At 68.1% G+C, this 23,915-nt stretch carries 28 protein-coding genes; 10 read left to right on the top strand and 18 right to left on the bottom strand.

What is annotated here, in order from left to right:
- Positions 1-61 precede the first annotated feature (61 nt).
- On the bottom strand, positions 62-586 hold the full coding sequence (locus tag J2Y58_RS02010; protein WP_310097923.1) for a gamma carbonic anhydrase family protein: 525 nt from the start codon (positions 584-586) through the stop codon (positions 62-64).
- 89 nt (positions 587-675) lie between these two features.
- Between J2Y58_RS02010 and J2Y58_RS02015 the strand changes: the two genes are divergently transcribed.
- Positions 676-846 (top strand): hypothetical protein, encoded by a 171-nt coding sequence (locus J2Y58_RS02015; RefSeq protein WP_310097926.1) that lies wholly within the window; start codon positions 676-678, stop codon positions 844-846.
- A gap of 4 nt (positions 847-850) precedes the next feature.
- On the opposite strand, the gene J2Y58_RS02020 is transcribed toward J2Y58_RS02015, so the two are convergent.
- The gene (locus J2Y58_RS02020; RefSeq protein ID WP_310097928.1) at positions 851-2,146 is read right to left on the bottom strand and encodes an MFS transporter; all 1,296 of its coding nucleotides are present in this window, start codon (positions 2,144-2,146) and stop codon (positions 851-853) included.
- Between the two features lie 139 nt (positions 2,147-2,285).
- Here J2Y58_RS02020 and pgsA point away from each other — a divergent pair, with 139 nt between their 5' ends.
- The 3 genes from pgsA to J2Y58_RS02035 all read left to right on the top strand — a co-directional run bounded on the left by pgsA (position 2,286) and on the right by J2Y58_RS02035 (position 3,672).
- Positions 2,286-2,852, top strand: coding sequence for a CDP-diacylglycerol--glycerol-3-phosphate 3-phosphatidyltransferase (gene pgsA / locus J2Y58_RS02025; RefSeq protein WP_310097931.1), 567 nt, complete (start codon positions 2,286-2,288; stop codon positions 2,850-2,852).
- 104 nt (positions 2,853-2,956) lie between these two features.
- On the top strand, positions 2,957-3,208 hold the full coding sequence (moaD, locus tag J2Y58_RS02030; protein WP_310097934.1) for a molybdopterin converting factor subunit 1: 252 nt from the start codon (positions 2,957-2,959) through the stop codon (positions 3,206-3,208).
- Positions 3,205-3,672, top strand: coding sequence for a molybdenum cofactor biosynthesis protein MoaE (locus J2Y58_RS02035; protein ID WP_310097937.1), 468 nt, complete (start codon positions 3,205-3,207; stop codon positions 3,670-3,672). The genes moaD and J2Y58_RS02035 overlap by 4 nt, the downstream gene beginning before the upstream one ends.
- On the opposite strand, the gene J2Y58_RS02040 is transcribed toward J2Y58_RS02035, so the two are convergent.
- Both J2Y58_RS02040 and J2Y58_RS02045 read right to left on the bottom strand, forming a co-directional pair.
- The gene (locus J2Y58_RS02040) at positions 3,638-4,312 is read right to left on the bottom strand and encodes a TonB family protein (protein WP_310097940.1); all 675 of its coding nucleotides are present in this window, start codon (positions 4,310-4,312) and stop codon (positions 3,638-3,640) included. The genes J2Y58_RS02035 and J2Y58_RS02040 overlap by 35 nt on opposite strands.
- Before the next feature lie 104 nt (positions 4,313-4,416).
- A complete protein-coding gene (locus tag J2Y58_RS02045; protein ID WP_310097944.1) occupies positions 4,417-5,319 on the bottom strand; it encodes a hydrogen peroxide-inducible genes activator in 903 nt (300 codons plus the stop codon).
- A 151-nt stretch (positions 5,320-5,470) separates the two neighbouring features.
- Between J2Y58_RS02045 and J2Y58_RS02050 the strand changes: the two genes are divergently transcribed.
- Positions 5,471-6,016 (top strand): peroxiredoxin, encoded by a 546-nt coding sequence (locus J2Y58_RS02050; protein ID WP_310097946.1) that lies wholly within the window; start codon positions 5,471-5,473, stop codon positions 6,014-6,016.
- A gap of 133 nt (positions 6,017-6,149) precedes the next feature.
- Entirely contained in the window at positions 6,150-6,671 is a 522-nt protein-coding gene (locus tag J2Y58_RS02055) for a carboxymuconolactone decarboxylase family protein (RefSeq protein ID WP_310097949.1), read from the top strand.
- Positions 6,672-6,714: 43 nt separating this feature from the next.
- On the opposite strand, the gene J2Y58_RS02060 is transcribed toward J2Y58_RS02055, so the two are convergent.
- Positions 6,715-7,485, bottom strand: a complete 771-nt coding sequence (locus J2Y58_RS02060) for a sulfite exporter TauE/SafE family protein (protein WP_310097951.1) — start codon at positions 7,483-7,485, stop codon at positions 6,715-6,717.
- Between the two features lie 159 nt (positions 7,486-7,644).
- Between J2Y58_RS02060 and epsC the strand changes: the two genes are divergently transcribed.
- Both epsC and J2Y58_RS02070 read left to right on the top strand, forming a co-directional pair.
- Positions 7,645-8,352 (top strand): serine O-acetyltransferase EpsC, encoded by a 708-nt coding sequence (gene epsC / locus J2Y58_RS02065; RefSeq protein WP_310097954.1) that lies wholly within the window; start codon positions 7,645-7,647, stop codon positions 8,350-8,352.
- The gene (locus tag J2Y58_RS02070; protein ID WP_310097957.1) at positions 8,352-8,696 is read left to right on the top strand and encodes a DUF2794 domain-containing protein; all 345 of its coding nucleotides are present in this window, start codon (positions 8,352-8,354) and stop codon (positions 8,694-8,696) included. Before epsC ends, J2Y58_RS02070 begins: the two co-directional genes overlap by 1 nt.
- A gap of 5 nt (positions 8,697-8,701) precedes the next feature.
- Here the strand turns inward: J2Y58_RS02070 and J2Y58_RS02075 are convergent, their stop codons facing one another.
- The 12 genes from J2Y58_RS02075 to J2Y58_RS02130 all read right to left on the bottom strand — a co-directional run bounded on the left by J2Y58_RS02075 (position 8,702) and on the right by J2Y58_RS02130 (position 19,126).
- Positions 8,702-9,229, bottom strand: a complete 528-nt coding sequence (locus J2Y58_RS02075; protein WP_310097960.1) for an acyltransferase — start codon at positions 9,227-9,229, stop codon at positions 8,702-8,704.
- Between the two features lie 121 nt (positions 9,230-9,350).
- Positions 9,351-10,247 (bottom strand): SDR family NAD(P)-dependent oxidoreductase, encoded by an 897-nt coding sequence (locus J2Y58_RS02080; RefSeq protein WP_310097963.1) that lies wholly within the window; start codon positions 10,245-10,247, stop codon positions 9,351-9,353.
- 86 nt (positions 10,248-10,333) lie between these two features.
- Positions 10,334-10,840 carry a hypothetical protein gene (locus J2Y58_RS02085; protein WP_310097966.1) on the bottom strand — a complete coding sequence of 169 codons (507 nt, stop codon included), beginning with the start codon at positions 10,838-10,840 and terminating at the stop codon, positions 10,334-10,336.
- Between the two features lie 109 nt (positions 10,841-10,949).
- A complete protein-coding gene (gene phoB, locus J2Y58_RS02090; RefSeq protein WP_310097969.1) occupies positions 10,950-11,642 on the bottom strand; it encodes a phosphate regulon transcriptional regulator PhoB in 693 nt (230 codons plus the stop codon).
- On the bottom strand, positions 11,642-12,328 hold the full coding sequence (gene phoU / locus J2Y58_RS02095) for a phosphate signaling complex protein PhoU (RefSeq protein WP_310097972.1): 687 nt from the start codon (positions 12,326-12,328) through the stop codon (positions 11,642-11,644). The genes phoB and phoU overlap by 1 nt, the downstream gene beginning before the upstream one ends.
- A gap of 8 nt (positions 12,329-12,336) precedes the next feature.
- Positions 12,337-13,104 carry a phosphate ABC transporter ATP-binding protein PstB gene (pstB, locus tag J2Y58_RS02100; RefSeq protein ID WP_310097977.1) on the bottom strand — a complete coding sequence of 256 codons (768 nt, stop codon included), beginning with the start codon at positions 13,102-13,104 and terminating at the stop codon, positions 12,337-12,339.
- Positions 13,104-14,363 carry a phosphate ABC transporter permease PstA gene (gene pstA / locus J2Y58_RS02105; protein ID WP_310097980.1) on the bottom strand — a complete coding sequence of 420 codons (1,260 nt, stop codon included), beginning with the start codon at positions 14,361-14,363 and terminating at the stop codon, positions 13,104-13,106. Before pstA ends, pstB begins: the two co-directional genes overlap by 1 nt.
- Entirely contained in the window at positions 14,356-15,732 is a 1,377-nt protein-coding gene (gene pstC / locus J2Y58_RS02110) for a phosphate ABC transporter permease subunit PstC (RefSeq protein ID WP_310097983.1), read from the bottom strand. The genes pstA and pstC overlap by 8 nt, the downstream gene beginning before the upstream one ends.
- Positions 15,732-16,796: a substrate-binding domain-containing protein gene (locus tag J2Y58_RS02115; protein ID WP_310097986.1), complete on the bottom strand. Its 1,065-nt coding sequence runs from the start codon at positions 16,794-16,796 to the stop codon at positions 15,732-15,734. The genes pstC and J2Y58_RS02115 overlap by 1 nt, the downstream gene beginning before the upstream one ends.
- A gap of 71 nt (positions 16,797-16,867) precedes the next feature.
- On the bottom strand, positions 16,868-18,067 hold the full coding sequence (locus tag J2Y58_RS02120) for an ATP-binding protein (RefSeq protein ID WP_310097989.1): 1,200 nt from the start codon (positions 18,065-18,067) through the stop codon (positions 16,868-16,870).
- Between the two features lie 43 nt (positions 18,068-18,110).
- Positions 18,111-18,458, bottom strand: coding sequence for a hypothetical protein (locus J2Y58_RS02125; RefSeq protein ID WP_310097992.1), 348 nt, complete (start codon positions 18,456-18,458; stop codon positions 18,111-18,113).
- Positions 18,455-19,126: an HAD-IA family hydrolase gene (locus J2Y58_RS02130; protein ID WP_310097995.1), complete on the bottom strand. Its 672-nt coding sequence runs from the start codon at positions 19,124-19,126 to the stop codon at positions 18,455-18,457. Before J2Y58_RS02130 ends, J2Y58_RS02125 begins: the two co-directional genes overlap by 4 nt.
- Positions 19,127-19,187: 61 nt before the next feature.
- On the opposite strand from J2Y58_RS02130, the gene glmU reads away from it, so the two are divergent.
- Positions 19,188-20,534, top strand: coding sequence for a bifunctional UDP-N-acetylglucosamine diphosphorylase/glucosamine-1-phosphate N-acetyltransferase GlmU (gene glmU / locus J2Y58_RS02135; protein ID WP_310097998.1), 1,347 nt, complete (start codon positions 19,188-19,190; stop codon positions 20,532-20,534).
- A 1-nt stretch (position 20,535) separates the two neighbouring features.
- Entirely contained in the window at positions 20,536-22,359 is a 1,824-nt protein-coding gene (glmS, locus tag J2Y58_RS02140; protein WP_310098001.1) for a glutamine--fructose-6-phosphate transaminase (isomerizing), read from the top strand.
- A 7-nt stretch (positions 22,360-22,366) separates the two neighbouring features.
- On the opposite strand, the gene J2Y58_RS02145 is transcribed toward glmS, so the two are convergent.
- Positions 22,367-23,824: an NAD(P)/FAD-dependent oxidoreductase gene (locus tag J2Y58_RS02145; protein WP_310098004.1), complete on the bottom strand. Its 1,458-nt coding sequence runs from the start codon at positions 23,822-23,824 to the stop codon at positions 22,367-22,369.
- Positions 23,825-23,915 lie beyond the last annotated feature (91 nt).

Below are 23,915 nucleotides of genomic sequence, written 5' to 3' on the forward strand. Positions count from 1 at the left end.
GGCGGGCAGGGGCGTGGCAAGACTGACGCCACGGAAGGGCATGTCGGTTTTCGAGAGGGATTTAGTCGACCCGCTCCAGCCCTTCGGCCGCGGCGTGAGCGTTCCGGACGTAGTGGGCCGCCGACAGCTTCAGCGCCGCGACCGCCGCGTCGTCGAGTTCGCGAACCGCGCGCGCCGGGCTGCCGACGATCAGCGAGCGCGGCGGGAAGTTCTTGCCCTCGGTCACCAACGCGCCGGCGCCGATGATGCAGTCGGGCGCGATGACCGCGCGATTGAGGACGATCGCGCCCATGCCGACGAGCACGCGATCACCGATCGTGCAGCCGTGCAGCACCGCATGGTGGCCGATCGTGCAATCCTCCCCGACGGTCAGCGGCGCGCCGGGGTCGGAATGGAGCATCGCCCCCTCCTGCACGTTGCTGCGCGCGCCGATCACGATGGTGGTGTTGTCGCCGCGGATCACCGCGCCGAACCACACGCCGACATCTTCGCCCAGTACCACATCGCCGATCACGTCGGCGCTGGGGGCGACCCAGGCGCCAGGGGACAGGGTAGGGCGCTGTCCCTTGAAGGCGTAGAGCGGCATGGCGGTCTCTCCGTAGCTGTCCCGCCGCGACACACCGGCGGCGCGATCGATAGTGGCCCAATTCGTAAACGACGCGTTAAGACATTGCCATGCAACGCCGACTGGTCCTGACGAACGAGGGTGCGGGACACCCGATGCGCCGTATCCTGCCGCCGCCGCCCGCGCCGCCGCGCGACGCGACCGCAGGGGATAACGACATCCGTCTGTTCTTCCTGAGCTTCGGTGCGTTCTTCGTCAGCTTCTCGACGATGATCTTCTGACGCCTCAGTCGCAGGCGCGGTGAAGCCGCTGCGCCAGCAGGGCGGAGACGCCGCACATGCCGACGACGACCAGCAGCAGCTGCGATGGCGTGACCCCCAGCGCGGTGATCCCGGCGACCGCGATCGAGCCGAAGGTCATCGCGCCGGCATTGACGACGTTGTTCGCCGCCACGGTGCGCGCGGTATGGTCCTTGGTAACGGTGGTCGTCAGAAAGGCGTAGAGCGGCACCACGAACATGCCGCCGAAGATCGCGACGCCAAGCAGCGCGAGCAGCACCGGCACCGCATGCGGCTGGTGAATGAACGCAACCATGTCGAACAGCTGCCCGCGCGGCGCCGGGGTCCACAGCCCGACCACCCACCAGAAGGCGAGCACCGCCACCCCCATCGCGATCACCGATGCGGGGGAGAAGCGTGCCGAAATCTGCCCGCGCAGCATGAGGTTGATGACCACCGACCCGATCGCGACCCCGATCGAGAAGACGGCCAGCACCAGGCTGGCGACGCTGGCGTCGGCGGTCAGCACGTTCTTCACCAGCGGCGGGAAGACGATGATGAGCACCGAGCCGATCGTCCAGAAGAAGCTGATCGCGCAGATCGCGAGAAACAGCCGCGGGATGTGCATCGTCTCGGCGATCAGCCGCCACGACGCGCGCGCGGGGTTGTAGTCCAGCGCGAGCTTCGGCCCGAGCCGCGGCGCGGGCGGAACCGCGCGCGCGCTGAGCCAGCCGAGCAGCGCGACGCCGATCGTCAGCAGCACGACGAGCAGCGGCGAGTGATAGACGAAACCGGCGACGATCGTCCCGAGCAGGATGGAGAGGTACGTCCCCGCCTCGACGAGGCCCGTGCCGCCAAGCACGTCGTCCTCTTCGAGATGCTGCGGCAGGATCGCATATTTGATCGGGCCGAAGAAGGTCGAGTGGACACCCAGACCCGTCACCGCAGCGAGCATGAGCACGAGCGGCAGCGTGACCGCGCCGGTACGCGCCAGCATCAGCCCGGCGCCGCCGACCGCCATGATCGCGATCTCTACGGTCTTCACCAGCCGGATGATGCGCGCCTTGTCGGTCGAATCGGCGAGCTGGCCGGACAAAGCCGAGAGGATGAAGAATGGCAGGATGAACAGCGCCGCAGTGAGCGCGTTGAAGAAGCTCTCCTGCGTCTCGTCGGCGAAGATCTCGTAGGTGGCGAACAACACCATCGAGGTCTTGAAGAGATTGTCGTTGAAGGCACCAAGAAATTGCGTGGTGAACAGCGGCAGGAATCGCCGCTGCTTCAGGAGCCCGAGGGCATTGATCATGACGCGGGACCGGGCCCCCGGATTGTTGGCAGTCGCCCGGCCATAGCCGCTGCATGCGCGCGATCCAACGGCGATTTTTCGTCGGCGATCCTGCCACCCGGCGCTTGCGTCGCAAGGCCCGCGGGTCCACGTCGCCTTCATGCTGTCCCTGCCCAACATCCTGACGCTGTCGCGGATCGTCGCGGTGCCGCTGCTGGTCGCGTTCCTGTGGTGGCCGAGCTGGCCGCTCGGCTTCGGCATCGCCTTTGCGCTCTACTGCCTGATGGGGATCACCGATTATTTCGACGGTTACCTGGCGCGCGCGCAGGGAACGGTGTCGAAGCTGGGGGTCTTCCTGGACCCGATCGCTGACAAGATCATGGTGGCGGCGGTGATCCTGATGCTGGTCGGAACGCGCCACGACGATGTCGCGGCGATCACCGGCGTTCATATCATTGCCGCGCTGGTCATCCTGCTGCGCGAGATCGCGGTCAGCGGTTTGCGCGAGTTCCTGGCGGGATTGCAGGTGTCGTTGCCGGTGTCGCGGCTGGCGAAGTGGAAAACGACCTTGCAGCTGGTATCGCTGGGCGGGCTGATTCTGGCAGGCGCGCTGCCCGGCGAGGCGTGGATCAAGGTGATCGGGCTGGCCAGCCTGTGGGGCGCGGCGGCGCTGACGATCGTGACCGGATGGGATTATCTGCGGGTCGGGTTGAAGCACATGGATTGAAAGGACGGCGATTGCGTTGACGGCAGGCGCGGCGGTCCCGTTGTCAGCGCACGCGGCGCTCGCAATGTCGAACCAAATGGCCGGACGGGTCGATAGGAACACGCATGAAACTGCTGTATTTCGCCTGGGTTCGCGAGCGGATCGGCGTTCCCGAAGAGGATGTGACGCCGCCCGACCAGGTGGCGACGGTCGCCGATCTGGTCGCGTGGTTGACGCCGCGCAGCGCCGGCCATGCCGCGGCTTTTGCCGATCCGGCGCGGTTGCGTGCGGCGGTGGATCAGGCGTTCGTGCCGCTCGACACTGCGATTCAGGGGGCGCGCGAGGTGGCGATCTTTCCGCCGGTGACGGGCGGATGATCCGGGTCGTCGTCTCGCGCGACGCGATCGACGTTGCCGTCGAGCTGGCCGCGCTGGAGCAGGGCGGAGCGGTCGCGACGTTCACCGGGCTGGTGCGCGCCGACGACGGCGTCGCGACGCTGGAACTGGAACATTACCCCGGTGCCACCGAGGCGGCGCTGTTGCAGCTGGCCGAGGAGGCGACCGCGCGCTGGTCGCTGGCAGCGGCGACGATCGTCCACCGCGTCGGTCCGATGGCGCCGGGTGAGCGGATCGTGTTCGTCGGCGCCTGCTCGGCGCACCGTGCCGCCGCGCTGGAGGCGTGCGCGTTCCTGATCGACCGGTTGAAGACCGTTGCGCCGTTCTGGAAGCGCGAGACGGTCGACGGCGCGAGCCGCTGGGTCGAGGCGCGCGCCGCCGACGACGATGCCGCGGCGCGCTGGCGCCCGGCTACAGCGGCAGCACCCACCGCACCCGATCGGTGAAGGTGCCTGCGACCGGCGTGCCGCCGTCATCGCGCGCGGGCGCGAAGCGCGCGCGCCGCTGGTAGAGGCGGCAGGTCGCCTGATCGAGCGAGGCGTGGCCACTAGGCGCGGTGACCGCGCACGAGGTCACGCGGCCGTCGGCGCCAACGCGCATCGTGATGCCGACCACGCCTTCCTCTTCGGCACGCAATGCCGAGGGCGGATAATCGTCGGTGGTGATCCAGCCGCCGCGGTTGCCGATTGCCGCCACGCCGCTCGCCTTGCTGACCGTAACGGGCGGAGCCGGCGGGGTGACGGTGACCGCCTCTCCGGTGCCGGTGAGCGGGAAGGATGGGAGCGTGTACTCGATGATTCGCACCTGATCGGTCGGCGTCGCCACGCTATGGGTCAGTGGGGCGATCGGCGGGACCTCTTTTGTCGGTTGCTGCGGCGTCACCTTCTCCAGCTTGGGCGGGATGCGGTCGGGCGGAGGCGGGGTGTCGATCGGGATGTTGGTGGTGACGAACGGCTTCGACACCGAAGCGACGAAGCTGGTCGCCATGCCGCTGATGAAGACGTAGCCGATCAGGCCGTGGATCGCGGCGACGCCCGCGATCGTGGTGAAGCGCCGTGAATTGTCCAACCGAGCCGCATAAGCCATGAGACGAACCCTCCGACCGGAGGCGCCGCGCAGGCATCATGCCCGACGAACGACGAGCTCCAGATCGCGATGCTGCGCCCGTTGCGACTGCGCGTCAATCGCGTTCAGGCACTCGTCTTCAACAGCTCGCCCAGGAGGTGAAAGTCGCGCTCCCTAGGAGAGGCGCGACGCCAGACCAGCGCCAACGTGCGGACCGGCGCGGCGGCGTCGAGCGGACGTGCGACGACACGCGTATGGTCGAGGATGCCGGCATCCAGCGCGATCTTGGGCAGCATCGTGACGCCGAGACCGTTATCGACCATCTGGACCATCGTGTGCAGCGAGGTGCCGAGCATCGTGGCCTCCGCACGCAGCTCCGTGCGATTGCACGCCGCAAGCGCATGTTCCTTCAGGCAATGTCCGTCCTCAAGCAGCAGCAGCCGCGCCTCGTCGATGTCCTCGGGCTGGATGCTGGCGGTGCCGGCGGGCATCTCGTCCTCCGGAAAGGCGAGGAACAGCCGGTCGTCGAACAGCTTGAGGACGGTCACTTCGCCGCAGGCGTAGGGAAGGGCCAGCAGCACGCAATCGGTGCGCCCGTTGTGCAGCGCTTCGCACGCGACGCCGCTCGGCTCCTCGCGCAGGAACAGCTTCAGATCCGGATAGTCGCGCCGCAGCCGCGGCAGGATGCGGGGCAGCAGGAACGGCGCGATCGTGGGGATGACGCTCATCCGCAGCTCGCCCGATAGCGGGCGGCCGGCGGCGCGCGCGAGGTCGCCGAGTTCCTCCGCCTCGCGCAAGACGACCCGTGCCTTGGCGGCGATCTGCTCGCCGAGCGGGGTGAAGCGCACGACGCGGCGCGTGCGCTCGACGAGGGTCACGCCGATCAGCGTCTCCAGCTCACGCAGCCCTGCCGACAACGTCGATTGCGTCACGAAGCACGCCTCGGCGGCGCGGCCGAAATGGCCGTGGTCCTTCAGCGCGACGAGATATTGCAGCTGCTTGAGCGTGGGCAGGTAGGTTGCGGCCATTCATCGCCTCCGACGATTACTGGAGGAAAAATAGACGATTTGTTCGATCACGCGAAGCCCCCTATATCAGCGGCAACAAGAGGCGGCGGCAGCTGCCCGGCGTATCGAGAGGATGGCTGGAACTCCGGATTTTGTCTTAGAGGAGCCAGACATGCTGACCATCGGCGATACCTTTCCCGCCCTCACCGTCCCCGTGCAGCAGGGCACGAGCGCGCTGCCGAACGGCGAGACGCTGGACCTGACCACCGCCTATCCGGGCAAGTGGAAGGTACTGTTCTACTGGCCGAAGGACTTCACCTTCGTGTGCCCGACCGAGATCGTCGGCTACAGCCAGATCAAGGGTGATTTCGAAGACCGCGACGCGGTGCTGATCGGCGCCTCGACCGACACCGCGCACGTCCACCTGGCGTGGCGCAAGTCGGATCCGGACCTGGCGGCGGCCGACTTCCCGTGGCTGGCCGACAATGGCGCGAAGCTGGCCGAGGCGCTCGGCATTCTCGACAAGAACGAGCATGTCGCGTTCCGCGCCACCTTCATCGTCGACCCGGACAACGTGATCCAGGCGGTGCAGGTCAACGGCCTGAACGTCGGCCGCAACCCGGCCGAGACGCTGCGCGTCCTCGACGCGCTGCAGACCGACGAACTGTGCCCGTGCAACTGGAACAAGGGCGATGACGTCCTGCAGGTTGCGGCCTGATTCAAGGTGGGGCGGGGGCGATCGCTCCCGCTCCTCTGATTTCCCGTCACCCCAGCGAGAGCGGGGGTCTCTCTGCCAGAGGGAGACCCCGGCCTCCGCTGGGGTGACGCATTTTCAAATCGAGAGATTTACGATGGCACTCAAGGAATTCGCGGGCACGCTGCCCGATTTCGCGAAGGACATCCGGCTGAACGTCGGCTCGTTGCTGAACGAAACGGTTCTGAACGACCAGCGCAAGTACGGCACGTTGCTCGCCTGCGCGCACGGGTCGGGCTACAAGCCGCTGGTCGAGGCGACCGAGGCCGAGGTCGAAGGCAAGCTGTCGCCGGAAGCCGCGACCGCGGCCCGCGCGGCAGCGGCGGTGATGGCGATGAACAACGTCTATTATCGCTTCACGCACCTCGCCAGCAACGAGGAATACAGCCGGATGCCGGCCAAGTTGCGCATGAACGTGATCGGCGCGCCGGGGATCGACAAGGTCGACTTCGAGCTGTTCAGCCTGGCGGTCAGCGCGATGAACGGTTGCGGCATGTGCATCGACAGCCACGAGCAGGTGCTCAAGAAGGCGGGCGTCACCGCCGAGGTGATCCAGACCGCAGCGCGCATCGCCTCCGTGATGAAGGCCGTCGCGACGGTGCACGCGGTCAGCGCGTAACGCCTGGTCACGCCATCCCCGCCCACACCGGGATGGCGTGCATCTACATCAGCACCGCACGGATAAAACCATAGGTGCTGGTGATGGTCAGCACGGCGCCGACCAGCACCAGCATCACCTTCATCGGAATGCGCTTGGCGAAGAACGCGCCGAACGGGGCCGCGAACACACCACCGATCAGCAGCCCGACGGTCGCAGTGGCGAAGTCCTTCAGCCCAAGATGGTAGAGGAACGTTGCCGAAACGGTTGCGGTCAGGAAGAATTCGACCGCGCTGACCGTGCCGACGACCTTGCGGGGCTCGACGCCCTGTACCAGCAGGTTGGAGGTGACGATCGGGCCCCAGCCGCCGCCGCCCGCCGCATCCATGAACCCGCCGAACAGCCCGAGCGGCTCGACGATCTTGGGCTTGCTGACCTGCGGCGGGAACATCAGGCCACGGATCAGCAGGTAGATGCCGATGGCGACCAGATACCCCAGCACATATGGCTTCACGACCGCGCCATCGATGTTGGTCAGGAGGTAGGCGCCAGCGACGCCGCCGATGACGCCGGGGACCAGCAGTCGCAGGAACAGTCGCTTGTCGATGTTGCCGGTGATGGCATGGCTGATCCCGGAGATCGCGGTCGTGAACGTCTCGACGATATGCACGTTCGCGGAGGCACGCGCCGGGGGCAGGCCCATGACCGCCACCAGCAAGGTGTTGCAGATGACGCCGAACGCCATGCCCAGCGCGCCGTCGACCAGTTGCGCGCCGAAGCCGACCGCGATGAACGGCAGCAGGCCGGAAAGGTCGAGTTGCGTGATCGCCTGCATCTGCTTCCCCTTCGCCGGCAGCGTGCCGACGTGTCGCGTGTGTCTTCCTCCATATCCCATGCCGGCGATAGGAAAATACCGTTTCCCGGCCGATAGCGCTGCTTATGGAAACCGGCGCGCCGACGCTCTATCTTGCGCGCAAGAAATAAGGGGACGCGGATGACGCGACTGTTCGATTACCTGGATTCGATCCGCGCCCGCGACCCGGCGCCGCATTCGCGATGGGAAGTGCTGACCTATCCGGGCGTTTGGGCGCTGGCGTGGCACCGCATCGCGCACCGGCTGTACCGCGCGAAACTGTACCTGCCCGCGCGGATCGTGAACCATTTCGCGCGCGCGACGACCGCGATCGACATCCATCCGGGCGCGTCGATCGGGCGCAACTTCTTCATCGACCATGGTTTTGTGGTGATCGGTGAGACGGCGCACATCGGCGACGATGTCACGATCTATCAATGCGTGACCTTGGGCGGCACCAGCCCCGACAATGGGGTGGCGGGCAAGCGCCATCCGACGATCGCCGATGGCGCAATCATCGGATCGGGCGCGCAGGTGCTGGGACCGATCACGGTCGGCCCGCGGGCGCGGATCGGCGCCAATGCCGTGGTCACCCGCGACGTGCCTGCCGGCGCGGTGATGGTCGGCATTCCGGCGCGCCCGACGATGGTGGAAGGCGGTGCCGCGCCCGAGCCGCCGCGCTTCGTCCCCTATGGCACGCCGTGCCGCGAGCTGTTCGATCCGGCGACGCAGAAGGTCGAGACGCTGCGCTGCGAACTGGAGGCGATGAAGAAACGGCTCGATGCGCTGATCGAGGAGCAGGGCGGCGTCGGTCAGGGTGAGGGCGTGCAGGAGCGCGACCGCGCCTGATGGGGATCGTCACGCCATTTCCTTCCGGAGCGCGGGGGCAGGGACAGGTCGGTTTCGACCGCGCCGAGCTGGGGCGCATCCTCGACTTGTACGGGCGGATGGTCGCCGCCGGGCATTGGCGCGACTATGCGATCGATCTCGGGCGCGAAGCGGCGGTCTTCGCCGCGTTCCGCCGCGCCGCCGAACGGCCCGAGTTCCGGATCGAGAAGCGCCCGGCGTTGCGCAACCGGCAGGGGATGTGGGCGCTGGTCGGCGAGGCGGGGCAGGTGATCCGGCGCGGCCACGAGCTGGGGCCGGTGCTCGCGCCGGTCGAGCGACGGCTGATGAAGCTGGTCGAGGAGTAGACGCTTCAGCCGGCGGGCAGTAGCGGCTCGAGCGGGCGGGTCGCCACGGCGGGCGTACCACGGACGACGGTATTGGGGGGCACGTCGCGCGTGACGATCGAGCCGGCCCCGACGACGCTGCCGCGCCCGATCCGCACGCCGGGCAGGATGACCGCGCGGCAGCCGATCCAGGCTCCATCCTCCACGACGATCGGCGCGGGCGCCACGGCGCCGCAGCGCCGGCGTTCGTCGCCCAGTTCGTGGTTGGCGGTAACGAACAAGGTGTGGTGGCCCACGACCACGTCGTTGCCGATCTCGATCCGCGCCGACAGGTCGAAATAGCACGAGCGATTGATGAAGGCGCGGTCGCCGACGACGAGGCCGAGCCCATTGATGCGGCATCCGCCCTTGACGGTCGGCGCGCGCCCGAACCGCGCCGAGAGCAGCCGGTAGAGAAGCGCGCGTCCGCGCGAGCTGAACGGATCGTCGGGCAGCGCGCCGGCGATCGCATTGACGATCGTGGTCAGCAGCGAGCGGTAAATCACGCGGATCATCGATCATCTCCGGACGGCGCCGCGGCGGCGCCAGGCGACAGGACGCCGCGCGTGTTGCCCGGCAGCATCATCGCCTTTGCGGCATCGCCGCGCCGCCGTCCAGAGGGTCGACGCGCGCGTGCTAACCCTGCAACGTCCGTCCGATCAGCATCGCCTGCTCGGCACCCGACGAGGGGACGATCTCGCCGCTGCGATCGGTGATCGCGGCCCACGCTTGCGCCACGCCCTCCGGCGACAGGTCGTCGCCGTGCAGCGCCACGCCGGGGGTCAAGGTGATGTAGCTCGCCTGCACCACACCGGCGCCCGCACCGACGATCTGCCCGGACGGCGCATCGTCGCTGACGAGGAACAAGGCGGCGGGCACGACCTTTTCTGGCGCGAACGCCGCAAAGGCGGCGTCGGGGAAGAGCCCCTCCGTCATGCGCGTGCCCGCGGTCGGCGCGATGGTATTGACGCGGATGTCGTGCTTCGCGCCTTCCAGGTGCAGCGTCCGCGCGAGGCCGGTGATCCCCAGCTTGGCGGCGCCGTAATTCGCCTGCCCGAAATTGCCGAACAGCCCCGACGACGAGGACGTCATCAGCACGCGGCCGTAATTCTGTTCGCGGAACACATCCCAACACGCCTTGGTCGCATAGGCAGTGCCAAGGAGGTGGACCTGCACGACGAAGGCGAAGTCATCGGGCGTCATCTTTGCGAACGTTTTGTCGCGCAGCACGCCGGCGTTGTTGATGAGGACATGGACGCCGCCCCACGCCTCGCGCGCACGCGCAACCATCTCGGCCATCTGTTCGTGGTCGGCGACGCTGGCACCGTTGGCCATCGCGGTGCCGCCTGCGGTACGGATCTCCTCGACGACCGACAGCGCGGCGTCGGACGCGCCGTTGCCGCTGCGGTCGCCGCCCAGGTCGTTGACGACCACGCGCGCGCCGCGGCGGGCGAGTTCGAGCGCATACTCCCGGCCGAGCCCGCCGCCGGCCCCGGTTACGATGGCGACGCGATCGTCGAAACGGATCGACATGGAAAAGGCGCTCCCTCCGCAATGGATGAAGCGCCCTCCATACTCATTCTTCGAACCCACGCAATGTCGGTCCGAGAAGATCCGGCTTAGCGGCGGCGGCGCGGCGCCTTGCGCGCGTCGCTGGCCTGCATGCAACCGTCATACTGACCCTTCTTGCAGATCGGGTAGCTGTCCTTCGGTGCCGGCGGCGGGAAGGCTTGCGACGGCGACGCGGCCGGCTGGTAGCGCACGGTCGCGCCCGGCTGCGGCGTGCCCGAGACGGCCGGCTGCGATGGCTGATAGCCGCCCGCGCTCATCGACCCGCCGGTCGACCCCATCGCGCCGCCGGTCGTCTGCGACGTCGGCGCGTTCGCGTCGGGGGTGGTCGACGGCATCGTGCCGCTCGGATCGGCCTGCGTCGTCGGGGCCGGGGTGGTGGTATCGGTCTGCGGCGCAGTGGACGGGTCAGCGGTGGTCGTCGCCGGGTCCATGGTGCTTGTGGCAGGCGCCGCACCGGTGTCCGGGGTGCCGGTGGTCGTCTGCGGAGTTTCCTGCGCGGTCGCCATCGTCGGGAAGGCGATCGCCGCTGCTGCTGCGAGAAGAATGGTCTTCATCTTATATTTCTCCTGCCGTGTGCGTTCGGTGAGAAACGCGTCGTTATCACGCGGTCCGGCCAACGCCCCACGGCAGAAAAAAGGTCCGCCGCTCGCGCGGCGCCAGGATTCAATGGCCCGTGTCGAGCGCGTAACCCGCTGAACGGACAGTACGAATGATGTCGGGACGCCCGCCTTCATTGATCGCCTTGCGCAGACGGCGAATGTGGACGTCGACCGTACGGCTTTCGATGTCGCTGTCATGCCCCCAGACACTGTCGAGCAGGCGTTCGCGCGAGAAGACATGGCCGGGATGTTCGAGGAAATGCTTGAGAAGGCGGAATTCCGTTGGCCCGAGCGCCACCACGTCGCCACCGCGGCGCACCTTGTGCCCGACCGTATCCATCTCGAGATCGGCATAGGTCAATTGCTCGCCGGCGAGCGCGGGACGCACGCGGCGCAGCACCGCGCCGACGCGCGCCACCAGTTCGCGGGGCGAGAACGGCTTGGTGACGTAGTCGTCGGCGCCGGTTTCCAGCCCGCGTACGCGATCCTCCTCCTCGCCGCGCGCGGTGAGCATGATGATCGGGACGTTCTGCGTCTCGGGCGCGCGACGCAGGCGACGGCAGACCTCGATCCCGGAAATGCCCTCGACCATCCAGTCGAGCAGCACGATGTCCGGCGGCGTTTCCTTGGCGAGCAGGAGCGCCTCCTCACCGTCGATCGTGTGCTGGACGTCGAAATGCTCGCGGGTGAAATGCCACACGAGCAGTTCGGCCAGGCTGGCGTCGTCCTCCACCAGCAACATGCGCGCCTTGGCCATCAGTCGACTCCCTTTTCGCGTTCCACGAGCCGCACCCCGGTTGCGGCGAAATAGACCATCTCGGCGACGTTCGTGGCGTGATCGCCGATCCGCTCGAGGTTCTTGGCTACGAACAACAGCTGCGCGCACTCGCTGATCGTCTTGGGATTCTCGACCATATAGGTCACGAGCGTGCGGAAGATGCTGTCGTAGAAATCGTCGAGCGCATTGTCGCGCTCGCATACCTCCAGCGCGGACTGCGGGTCGCGCGCGGCGAAGGCGTTGAGCACGTCGTGGACCATCGCCGCAGCCATGCGACCCATCGCCGGCAGGATCGACAACGGCTCGATACGGTGCTCGCTTTCGATCTGCGGCACGCGCCGTGCAATGTTCTTGGCATAATCGCCGATCCGCTCGATCACGCTGGCGATCTTCAGCGCCGCCACCACCTCGCGCAGGTCGTCCGCCATCGGGGCGCGCAATGCGATGATGCGTACGGCGGTGCGCTCGACCTCCGCCTCCATTGCGTCGATCTTCTTGTCGTCGGCGGCGATACGTGCGGCGAGCGTGGCGTCACCGCGTTGCAGCGCCACCATCGCGTCGGCGATCGCGCTTTCGGCGAGCCCGCCCATTTGCGAGATCAGCCCGCGCAGCTGCCCGATATCCTGGTCGAAGGCCTTGACGGTATGTTCCTGGGTATGCGCCATGTCGTTCCTCAGCCGTACCGGCCCGTGATGTAGTCCTTCGTGCGATCCTGCCGCGGGTTCGTGAAGATGTCCGAGGTGTCGCCGTATTCGACCAGCTGCCCGAGGTGGAAGAAGGCCGTCCGCTGGCTGACGCGCGCGGCCTGCTGCATGTTGTGCGTCACGATCACGATCGCATAGCGGCCGCGCAGCTCGTGGATCAGTTCCTCGATCTTCGCGGTCGCGATCGGGTCGAGCGCCGAGCATGGCTCGTCCATCAGGATCACCTCCGGATCGACGGCGATCGCGCGCGCGATGCACAGCCGCTGCTGTTGCCCGCCCGACAATGCGGTGCCGCTGTCGGCGAGGCGGTCCTTGACCTCGTTCCAAAGACCGGCGCGGGTCAGCGAACGCTCGACGATCTGCGCGAGATCGGCTTTGGAGCGCGCAAGGCCATGGATGCGCGGGCCGTAGGCGACGTTTTCGAAGATCGATTTGGGGAAAGGATTCGGCTTCTGGAAGACCATGCCGACGCGCGCGCGCAACTGCACCACGTCCATCGCCTTGGCATAGATGTCCTCGCCGTCCAGCCGCACGTCACCCTCGACGCGCGCGCCGGCGATGGTGTCGTTCATGCGGTTCAGCGTGCGCAGGAAGGTGGACTTGCCGCATCCCGAGGGGCCGATGAAAGCGGTGACGTCCTCGCGCCGCACATCGATCGACACATCGCGGATCGCCTGCTTGCGACCGTAAAACACATTGACCCCGGTGGCGGTCATCTTGGGAGGCAGGTTGGACATCACCAGCGGGTCTCGAAACGGTTGCGTAGGTAGATCGCGACGCCGTTCATCGCGAGCAGTACGACCAGCAGGACGATGATCGCCGCCGACGTCTTCTCGACGAAGCCGGTCTGCACGTCGTCGGACCACAGGAAGATCTGCACCGGCAGGACCGTGGCCGGGTCGGTCAGCTTGCCCGGCGGCGCGGCGATGAAGGCGCGCATGCCGATCATCAGCAGCGGCGCGGTCTCGCCCAGCGCGCGCGCCATGCCGATGATCGTGCCGGTCATGATGCCGGGCAGCGCCAGCGGCAGGACGTGGTGGAAGACGACCTGGATCGGCGAGGCGCCCAGCGCGCGCGCGGCATCGCGGATCGACGGCGGCACCGCGGTGATCGCGTTGCGGCTGGCGATGACGATCACCGGCATCGTCATCAGCGCAAGCGTGAGCCCGCCGACGATCGCGCCGGAGCGCGGCATGTGGAAAGTGCCCAGGAACACCGCGAGCCCGAGCAGACCGAAGATGATCGACGGCACCGCAGCGAGGTTGTTGATCGATACCTCGATCAGGTCGGTCCAGCGGTTGCGCGGCGCATATTCCTCCAGATACAGCGCCGACAGCACGCCGATCGGGAAGGCGAGCGCGAGCGTGACGACCATCGTCAACAGCGAGCCCTTGAGTGCGCCCCAAATGCCGGCGCGGGTCGGATCGGTCGCATCGGCACCGGTAAAGAAGCTGACGTTCGGCCCGAGCGAGAGCCGGTCGCCGAGTGCGGCGACGATCGCCTCGTTTTCGCGGGTGCCGTCGCCCTTGTATGCCATGTCGATCCCGGTCGCGACCGGCACGTCGATGACGGCGCGGGTGCGCAGCAGTGCCGGGTCGTGCTTGATGGCATCGCGGACGCGCAGCCACGCACCGTCGGAGAGCAGCGCGGCGCCGCCCTGCGCGCGGTAGGCGTTGCCTGCGGCAGCGTCGACTGCATCCTCGAGTCCCGCGGCGGCGAGCGCCAGGTCGGCGCGCTCCCCCTGCCGTTGCGCCGGCGCCAGCGAGACCTGCCCGCGCAGGTCGAGTGGCAGCGCGATGCGGGTCTCGGTGAAGCCGCTGGCGCCCTGCACCACCATCGTGGCGAGCAGATAGACGAGGAACGCCGCAGAGACGAACACTGCCGCCAGCCCGAGCAGGCGGAAGCGACGCTCCGCGGCATAGCGGCGGCGCACGCGACGCTGCATCGCCGCGGTCTGCCAGTCGGTCGGCTGGCGCTCGGGCAGCCGCTTATTCATACGCCTCGCGGTAGCGGCGCACGACGATCAGCGCGATGACGTTGAGCAGCAGCGTGATGACGAACAGGGTGAGACCGAGTGCGAAGGCGGCGAGCGTCTTGGCCGAGTCGAACGCCGCCTCGCCGGTCAGCAGGTCGACGATCTGCTTGGTAACGGTCGTGGTGCTGGCGAACGGGTTGAGCGTGAGGGTGGCGACCCCAGAGGCGGCCATGACGACGATCATCGTTTCGCCGATCGCGCGGCTGACCGCCAGCAGCACCCCGCCGACGACGCCGGGCAGCGCGGCGGGTACCAGGACCTTGCGGATGGTCTCCGAGGCGGTCGCGCCCATGGCCAGGCTGCCGTCGCGCATCGAGGCCGGCACCGCGGAGAGCGAGTCGTCGGCCATCGAGGAGACGAACGGGATGATCATGACCCCCATCACCACGCCCGCCGCCAGCGCGCTCTCCGACGAGGCCCAGCGGATGCCGAGCGCGACGCCCAGGTCGCGAACCGCTGGCGCGACGGTGAGCGCGGCGAAATAGCCGTAGACGACGGTGGGGACGCCCGCGAGCACCTCCAGCATCGGCTTCATCCAGCGACGGGTGGTGTCGCGGGCATATTGGGTCAGATAGATCGCGCTCATTAGTCCGAGCGGCACCGCAACCGCCATCGCGATGAGCGCGCCGATGAAGAAGGTGCCCCAGAACAGCGGCACCGCGCCCAGCGTCGCGCCGGGATCGCGATAGTCGATGACCTGCGGGCTCCAGTGCGTGCCGAACAGGAACTGCCCGATCGGCACGATCCGGAAGAAGCGGACGCTTTCGCCGAGCAGCGAGGCGACGATGCCGATCGTGGTCAGGATCGCGATCAGCGATGCGATCAGCAGCAGCGCCATGACCACCCGTTCCACCTGCGTGCGTGCCGAGAAGCCGGGGCGGACGCGCAGGAATGCGACCGCGCCGCCGCCGAAGGCGAGCAGCAGCGCAATGGCGGTGGCGATCCAGTCGTATCGCGCCTGCGCCTGCGTATAGGCGGGCGCGAGCTGCTCCGACAGCGGATGAAAGGCGCCCCAGGCGTCGCCGTTGGAGAGGTTGCGTGCCTCCGAGAGGATCGCCGCGCGGTCGAGCCCCGGCGGGGGCAGCGCCGCGGCAAGCGGGGTCGCGAGCACCGCATCGGTGACGAGTGCCGGAGCGACGACATGCCAGACGGCGAGGAAGACGAGGGCCGGCACCAGCGTCCACATCGCGACGAACCAGCCGTGATGCTGCGGCAGCGAGCTGAACCGCCGCGCACTGCTGGCGCGGAAGCGCAACGCGCGGGTGCGGGCGGTCACCCAGCCGATCAGCCCGAGCGCGGCGATCAGGAAAAGAAGCGCGAGCGCCGACATCAGCGCAGCTCGCGCGGGTCGAGCGCGATCTCGTTGGCGATGATCGCGGCGGATCGGCGCTGCACGGCAATCGGCGCGGCGATCAGCCCGCGGCGCACCAGCGGACCGTCCGTGCCCCACAAAGCGGCATATTGGCGCAGGAACGCACGAAGGCCGGGGATCGCGCGCAGATGGGCTTTTTTGACGTAGATATAGAGCGGGCGCGCACCGGGATAGCTGCCCGACGCGATCGTGGCGTAGTTGGGCGCGACGCCGTTCAGCGTTACGCCGCGCACCACGCCGGCGTTCTGCTCGAGATAGCCGTAGCCGAAGATGCCGAGCGCATCGGGGTTGGAGCGCAGTTTCTGCACGATCAGATTGTCGTTCTCGCCCGCGTCGACATAGGCGCCGTCTTCGCGTAGCCGCTGGCAACGGGCGGCGAAGGCGTCGGGATCGCGCTCGTGCAGCTCCAGCGTGTCGGGCTCGACCGCTTCGCAGCCCCTGGCCATGATGAGCTCGGCCAGCGCGTCGCGCGTACCACTGGTCGCGGGGGGGCCATAGACTTGGATCGGGATCGCCGGCAGCGCCGGGTTGACGTCGCGCCACGTCCGCGCGGCGTTGCGGCGCCCGAACGGTGCGGCGGCGAGCGCGCGGTAGATGTCGGCCGGGGTCAGCGCCATACGCGGGCCCTCGAGCGCCTCGGCAAAGGCGATGCCGTCGATGCCGATCTGCACCTCCAGCACCGCAGTGACTCCGTGGCGCGCGCATTCGTCATATTCGGCACGGCGCAGGCGGCGCGAGGCATCGCCAATGTCGGGGTGCGCCGCGCCGACGCCGGCGCAGAACAGCTTGATACCCGCGCCGGTGCCGGTCGACTCGATCACCGGCGGGCGCGCCTGGGGCGTGTCGGCCAAATAGCGTTCGGCGACGATCGTGGTGAACGGATAGACAGTCGAGGATCCGACAGCGGTGATCTGGTCGCGCGATCCGCTGCCGCCGCCTGCCGCCTGATCGACGCACGCCGCCAGCCCGCCCGCGCACGCGAGCGGCAGCATGGCTGCAAGCGCCTGGACGAAGCGCGACATCGTTCCCCCGCTGGTGGGCGCCGACACGGGCCCGCTCACGCAGCGCGCCGTGTGACATAGAGGTTACGCCTTCATGACAGCTGCTTCGGCACGGCCGGCAACGTGACGGTGACGCGCGTGCCGACTCCAACCGTGCTGGCGATGTCGAGCCGGCCGCGATGCCGCTCGACGATATGCTTGACGATCGCCAGCCCGAGCCCGGTCCCGCCGACCGAGCGACTGCGGCCGGGGTCGACGCGGTAGAAGCGCTCGGTGAGGCGAGGGAGGTGTTCGGGCGGGATGCCGTCACCCTGATCCGTCACGGTCATGCAGACGTTCTGTCCTTGCGCGGACACAATCACCTCGACCGGCGTCCCGGCGCGCCCGTATTTCATCGCATTGCCGATCAGATTGTGGATCAGCTGCGACAATTGCGCGCTGTCGCCGGTCACCAGCGGCAGCGTGTCGCCGATGTCGAGGCGGATGTCGGTGCCCCGGTCTCCGTGCGTGGTGGCGAGTGCATCTGCCGCCTCGTGCGCCACTGCGCCGAGGTCGATCGCGGCGCGCAGTTCGCGAAATTTCTCGGCCTCGATCCGCGACAGGCTCATCAGGTCCTCGACCAGCTGCTCCATCCGCCGCGCCTCGTCGAAGACGATGCCGAGGAAGCGCTTGCGCAGCCCGGCGTCCTCCCCGGCCTCGTCGGCCAGCGTCTCGACATAGCCGAGGATCGAGGCGAGCGGGGTGCGCAGCTCGTGGCTGGCGTTGGCGACGAAATCGACGCGCATCCGCTCGGCGGCGTGCTGTCCGGTGCGGTCGACGAGCTGGACCAGCCGCGCGTCGTCGTCGATCGCGGCGGCGCGCATCTGCCAGCGCTGATCGAGCGTGCCGATGCCGACGAGATCGACGGGTTCGGCGGCGCCATGCGCGAGATGTTCGGCGGCACCGGGATGGCGAATGGCGACGCGCGCGTCCTCCCCCAGGATGTGCGCGCCCAGCAGCCGCCGCGCGGCCACATTGGCGAGCGTGACGCGCCCGCCGCGCAGCACCAGCACGGGATCGGTGATCGCTTCCACCACCGCTTCGGCGGGCAGCTCCGGCGCGGGAGCGGCAGGCGCGGGTCTGTCGGCGGCGAGTTCCTCCGGGATGGTGGCGACGATGACGACCAGCGCGGCGCCGCCCGCCAGCGCCGCCAATGCCGCCTGACCGTCGCCCGAGAGCAGGAACACGACCGCGGCGGTCGCCACGGCGATCGCGACCGCCAGCCAGGTGCGCAAGGGAATTTCGTCGATCACGCCGGCTGCGATAGCGCAGCCGCGTCGGGAAGGGCAGGGGCGATCAGCGCGCGCCGCGCATCTCGCGACCGACCCGTACCACGACGAGCACGCCGACGATGATCGTCGTGTCGGCGACCCAGTCCATGATGTCGCAGTCGCGGTGCAGCGCAGGGATCGACTGCAGCACCTCGATCATCGCGCCGAGGAACGACAGCCGCTCGCCGATGCGCAGCAGCGAGGCGGACGGAAAGGCGAGCACCGACAGCAACGTCAGCGTCCCGAACGCGGCCATATGCTGCCACTTGTCGCCGACCTCCATCTGGATCGGGCGCGGGATCAACGCCATTCCAACTGCGAAGACCGTTGCGACGATCAGCACGAAGAACCATGGCACGCGGACTTCGGTCATGCCAGTCGCTCCAGTGTGGGGATGAGGTCGTCGAAGCCGTCGATCACTGCATCGGCGCCGAGCTCCTCGACCGGCTGCATCAGGAAGCCGAACGAACAGGCGATCGCGGGCAGCCCGGCCGCGTGCGCGGCGGTGATGTCGTAGATCGAATCGCCGACGAACGCCGCGCGCCCGCCGCCGCAACGCGCCACCATTGCGTCGATCGGCATCCGCGACGGCTTGCCGTTGCCCGGCCCCATCGTGTCGCCGCCGATGATGGTGGCGAAACGCGCCGTCAGCGCCAGCTCGTCGAGGATCTGACGCGCGAGCGACTCGAGCTTATTGGTGACCACCGCCAGCGTGACCCCCATGTTGGCCAGACGGTCGAGCGCGTCCATGGCGTGGGGGAAGGGACGGGTGAACACCGCGATGTTGGTGCGGTAATGATCGAGCAGCCGCGCCTGGAGCACGTCGAGCTCCGCCTCGCTGCACCCGCCGGTGGCGGCCATGCCCTGCGCCAGCATGTGCCGCGCGCCGCCGCCGATCATCGGCTTGACTCGTTCGACCGGCAGCGTCGGCCGGCCGGCGCTGACCAGCGCATGGTTGAGCGCCGCGGCGAGATCGCCCGACGTATCGAGGAGCGTGCCATCGAGGTCGAAGCCGACGATCGGGAAGGGGAAGCTGGTCATCGGCTGCGGGCGTTGCCGCGCGCTACTGGAAATGGCAAGCAAAGGGTGGCAGGGCGGCGCCATGTCGAGCCGCAAGACCGCCGTCGTCGTCCTCGCCGCGGGCAAGGGCACCCGCATGAAATCCGATCTGCACAAGGTGCTGCACCCGATCGCCGGGCGGCCGATGCTGCTGCACCTGCTGGCGGCCGCCGAAACGCTGTCGCCCGAGCGGACGGTGGTGGTGACGGGCGCTGGGCGCGAACAGGTCGAGACGGCGGTCGCGCCGGTCGGGGCGAAGATTGCGGTGCAGAACGAGCAGCTCGGCACCGGCCATGCGGTGATGCAGGCGCGCGAGGCGCTGGCGGGGTTCGCGGGCGATGTGCTGATCCTCTACGGCGACGTACCGCTGGTGCGTGCCGAGACGATGCGGGCGATGATCGCGCGGCTGAATGCCGGCGATGCGCCGGCGGTGGTGGTGCTGGGATTTCGGCCGGCCGACCCGGGAGCGTACGGGCGGTTGATCGTCGCGCCGGGCAGCGACCGGCTGGAGCGGATCGTCGAGTTCAAGGATGCCGATCCTGAAGAGCGGGCGGTAACACTGTGTAATTCAGGGCTAATGGCCGTGCGGGGCGAGGCGCTGTTCGCGCTGCTCGATCGGTTGCGCAACGACAATGCGGCGGGTGAATATTATCTGACCGACGTGGTCGAGCTGTCAGGCGCGGCGGCGGTCATCGAGGCCGATGCCGATGAGGTCGCGGGCGTCAACAGCCGCGGTGAGCTCGCGGGAGTCGAAGCGGCGTGGCAGCGCGCGAGACGGGCTCAGGCTATGGCGGACGGCGCGACGCTGATCGCGCCGGAAACGGTGTGGTTCGCGCATGACACCGTGCTGGGACGCGACGTGACGATCCAGCCGAACGTCGTCTTCGGCCCCGGCGTGACGGTGGCGGACGGCGCGACCATCCACGCGTTCAGCCACCTGGAGGGCGCGTCGGTCGGCGCGGGCGCGGAGGTCGGGCCCTACGCGCGGCTGCGCCCCGGCGCGACGCTGGCGGAGAGAGCCAAGATCGGCAACTTCGTCGAGATCAAGAAGGCGGAGGTCGGCGTCGGCGCGAAGGTGAACCACCTGACCTATATCGGCGATGCCGAGATCGGCGCAGGCGCGAATATCGGTGCGGGCACGATCACGTGCAATTACGACGGCTTCTTCAAGTACCGTACGAAGATCGGCGTGGGCGCGTTCGTCGGGTCGAACAGCGCGCTGGTCGCGCCGGTGACGATCGGTGACGGGGCGATCGTCGGGGCGGGCTCGGTGGTTGTCCGGGACGTTACCGCGGATTCACTTGCCTTGGCACGCGGTCGGCAGGAAGAGCGCGGCGGTTGGGCGAAGCGCTTTCGCGACGCGATGACGGCGAAGAAGAAGGGCCAGTAAGATGTGCGGTATCGTCGGTATCCTGGGGCATGAGGATGTGGCCGATCGTCTGCTCGACGGGCTGAAGCGGCTCGAATATCGCGGTTATGACTCCGCGGGGATCGCGACGATCGTCGACGGCGCGATCGCGCGGCGGCGTGCCTCGGGCAAGCTGGTCAACCTGGGCAAGGAGCTGGCCGCGCATCCGCTGCCCGGCACGACCGGCATCGCGCATACGCGCTGGGCGACTCATGGCGGGCCGACGACCAACAACGCCCATCCTCATGCCACGGACGAGGTGGCGGTCGTACACAACGGAATTATCGAGAATTTCAAGCCGCTGCGCGAGGAGTTGCAGGCGCGCGGACGGGTCTTCACCAGCGAGACCGATACCGAGGTGGTCGCGCACCTGATCAGCGAGCAGGTCGAGGGCGGCAAGACTCCGGTCGAGGCGGTGCGGGAAGTACTGCCGCGGCTGCACGGTGCGTTCGCGCTGGCGATCCTGTTCCGCAGCCATCCCGAATTGTTGATCGGCGCACGGCTCGGCTCGCCGCTGGTGGTCGGCTATGGCGAGGACGAAACCTATCTCGGCTCCGACGCGCTGGCGCTCGCGCCGCTGACGCAGCGGATCGCCTATCTGGAGGAGGGCGACTGGGTGGTCTGCGCGCGCGATGGCACGCAGGTCTATGACCGCGCCAACCAGCCGGTCGAGCGGCCGGTGACGATATCGGGCGTTACCGGCGCGTTGATCGACAAGGGAAATCACCGCCATTTCATGCAGAAGGAGATCTACGAACAGCCCATCGTGGTGGCGCAGACGCTGCGCAGCTACCTGCAGCGGTTCGAAGGCAAGATCGTGTTGCCGATCCCGGATTTCGACCTGTCGGGGATTCGCCGGGTCACGATCGTGGCATGCGGCACCAGCTTCTACGCGGGAATGGTCGCCAAATATTGGTTCGAGCAGTTCGCGCGCGTACCGGTCGATCTGGATGTCGCCAGCGAGTTCCGGTATCGCGCGCCGGTGATGGAAGAGGGCGGATTGGCGTTGTTTATCAGCCAGTCCGGCGAGACTGCTGACACGTTGGCGGCACTTCGTCATGCGCGCAGCGAAGGGCAGACGATCGCGGTGGTGGTCAACGTGCCGACCAGCACGATGGCGCGCGAGGCCGACCTGCTGCTGCCGACACACGCCGGACCGGAGATCGGCGTGGCGTCGACCAAGGCATTCTCGTGCCAATTGGCGGTGCTGGCCGCGCTGGCGGCGAACCTCGCCAAGGCGAAGGGTCGGCTGAGCGAGACCGAAGAACGCAGCATCGTCAGGCAGTTGGCGGAAGCACCGGCGGCGATCAACGGCGCGCTGGCGTATGACGAGCCGATCGAGGGGATCGCGGGGGTCATCGCAGGGGCGCGGGACGTGCTGTACCTGGGGCGTGGGACCGACTATCCGCTGGCCCTGGAAGGCGCGCTTAAGCTCAAGGAAATTAGCTACATACACGCGGAAGGTTACGCGGCAGGCGAGATGAAGCACGGGCCGATCGCGCTGATCGACGAAAACGTGCCGGTGGTGGTGATCGCCCCGTCCGGACCGTTGTTCGACAAGACCGTCAGCAACATGCAGGAAGTGCAGGCCCGCGGCGGTAAGGTATTGCTTATCAGCGACTATGACGGCGTCGAGGCGGCGGGCGACGGGTGCGTGGCGACGATCACGATGCCGAAGGTCCACCCGCTGATCGCGCCGATCGTCTATGCGGTGCCGGTGCAGTTGCTGGCGTACCATGTCGCGGTCGCCAAGGGCACCGACGTCGATCAGCCGCGTAACCTGGCGAAAAGCGTTACCGTCGAATAACAGCCGCTTAGCGCGCCTTCCTTCGTTCGAACCGCAGCACGCCGTCGTCGAGGCGGCGGCGCATCGCCAGCGCGTCCAGCACATAGTTCTGGTGGGTGCGCCAGGGTGCGCGTTTTCCCTGCCGGGGTAGCAGCGCGCGCGCACGCTGGATGTAGCCGGAGCTCAGGTTGAGCACCGATTCATCGCTCGCGGTATCAGCGGGTGCATCGGCGACCGCGAAAATAGCACCGCAGTTGCGCATGTGATCGAGCAATCGGGCCACAAAACGCGCGGTCAGGTCACTTTTGAGCGTCCACGAAGCGTTGGTATAGCCCATCGCGAAGGCGAGGTTGGGCACGCCGCCGAGCATCGCGCCCTTGTAGAGCAGGTGCTGCCCCGGATCGACGGGGCGGCCGTCGAGCGACAGGGTGGCGCCGCCCATCATCTGGAGCGTCAGGCCGGTGGCGGTGACCACCAGATCGGCGGTGAGCGTCTCGCCCGAGGCGAGGGCGATGCCGTCGTCCTGGAAATGCGCGATCCGGTCGGTGACGATCGTCGCGCGGCTATCGCGCAGGACGCGGAACAGGTCGCCGTCGGGCACGAGGCAGAGCCGCTGGTCCCAGGGATCGTAGCGCGGGGTGAGGTGGGTCGCGATGTCGAACGCCTCGCCGAGTTCCTTGCGCTGCTGGTCGGCGATCTTCCGCTTGACCAGCGCGGGGCGGCGCTGCGCGAGGTTATAGGTCACCATGCCGTAGGCGATGTTCTTCCAGCGGATCGCACGATCGGCCAATGCGCGGGGCAGGCGGCGGCGGAGGCGTGCGGCGACGCGATCGCGCGCGGGCATCGAGACGATATAGGTGGGCGAGCGCTGGAGCATGGTGACATGCGCGGCGCCGCGATCGACCAAAGCGGGAACGAGCGTGACCGCGGTCGCACCCGACCCGATGACCACGACGTGCTTGCCGGTGACCTCGGCATCGTCGGGCCACGCCTGCGGGTGGACGATCGTGCCGCGAAACTCCTCGACGCGCGGCCATGCGGGGGTGTGGCCGCGGGCGTAATCGTAATAGCCCGAGCAGAGGAAGAGGAAGGTGCAGGTGAGCTGGGCGCGCTCTCCGCCCGCTTCGTAAGTGACCGTCCAGACCGCGTCGGCGGACGACCAGTCGGCGGCGACGACCCGGTGCCCGAACCGAATGTGCCGGTCGATGCCGAAGGTCCGCGCGGTGTCGCGGATATAGTCGCGGATGTCGGCCCCGTCGGCGATCGCCTTCTCGCCGCGCCACGGATGGAACGGGAAGCCGAGCGTCGCCATGTCCGAGTCGCTGCGGATACCGGGATAGCGGAACAGATCCCACGTCCCGCCGATCGCGTCGCGCGCCTCAAAGATCGCCCAGCGGCGGTCGGGGCGGTCGTGGCCGATGTGATAGGCGGCATCGATCCCCGACAGGCCGGCGCCGACGATCAGCACGTCGAGATGTTCGGTCATGGCGATGATGTAGGATAGGGCGGTCCGAATCTGAACCGTGCGGGCGTGTGGGGCACGCACTTCGACAAGCTCAGTGCGAACGGAGCAGGTG

Source organism: Sphingomonas sp. BE138 (genome assembly GCF_031456125.1).
Classification (GTDB): domain Bacteria; phylum Pseudomonadota; class Alphaproteobacteria; order Sphingomonadales; family Sphingomonadaceae; genus Sphingomonas.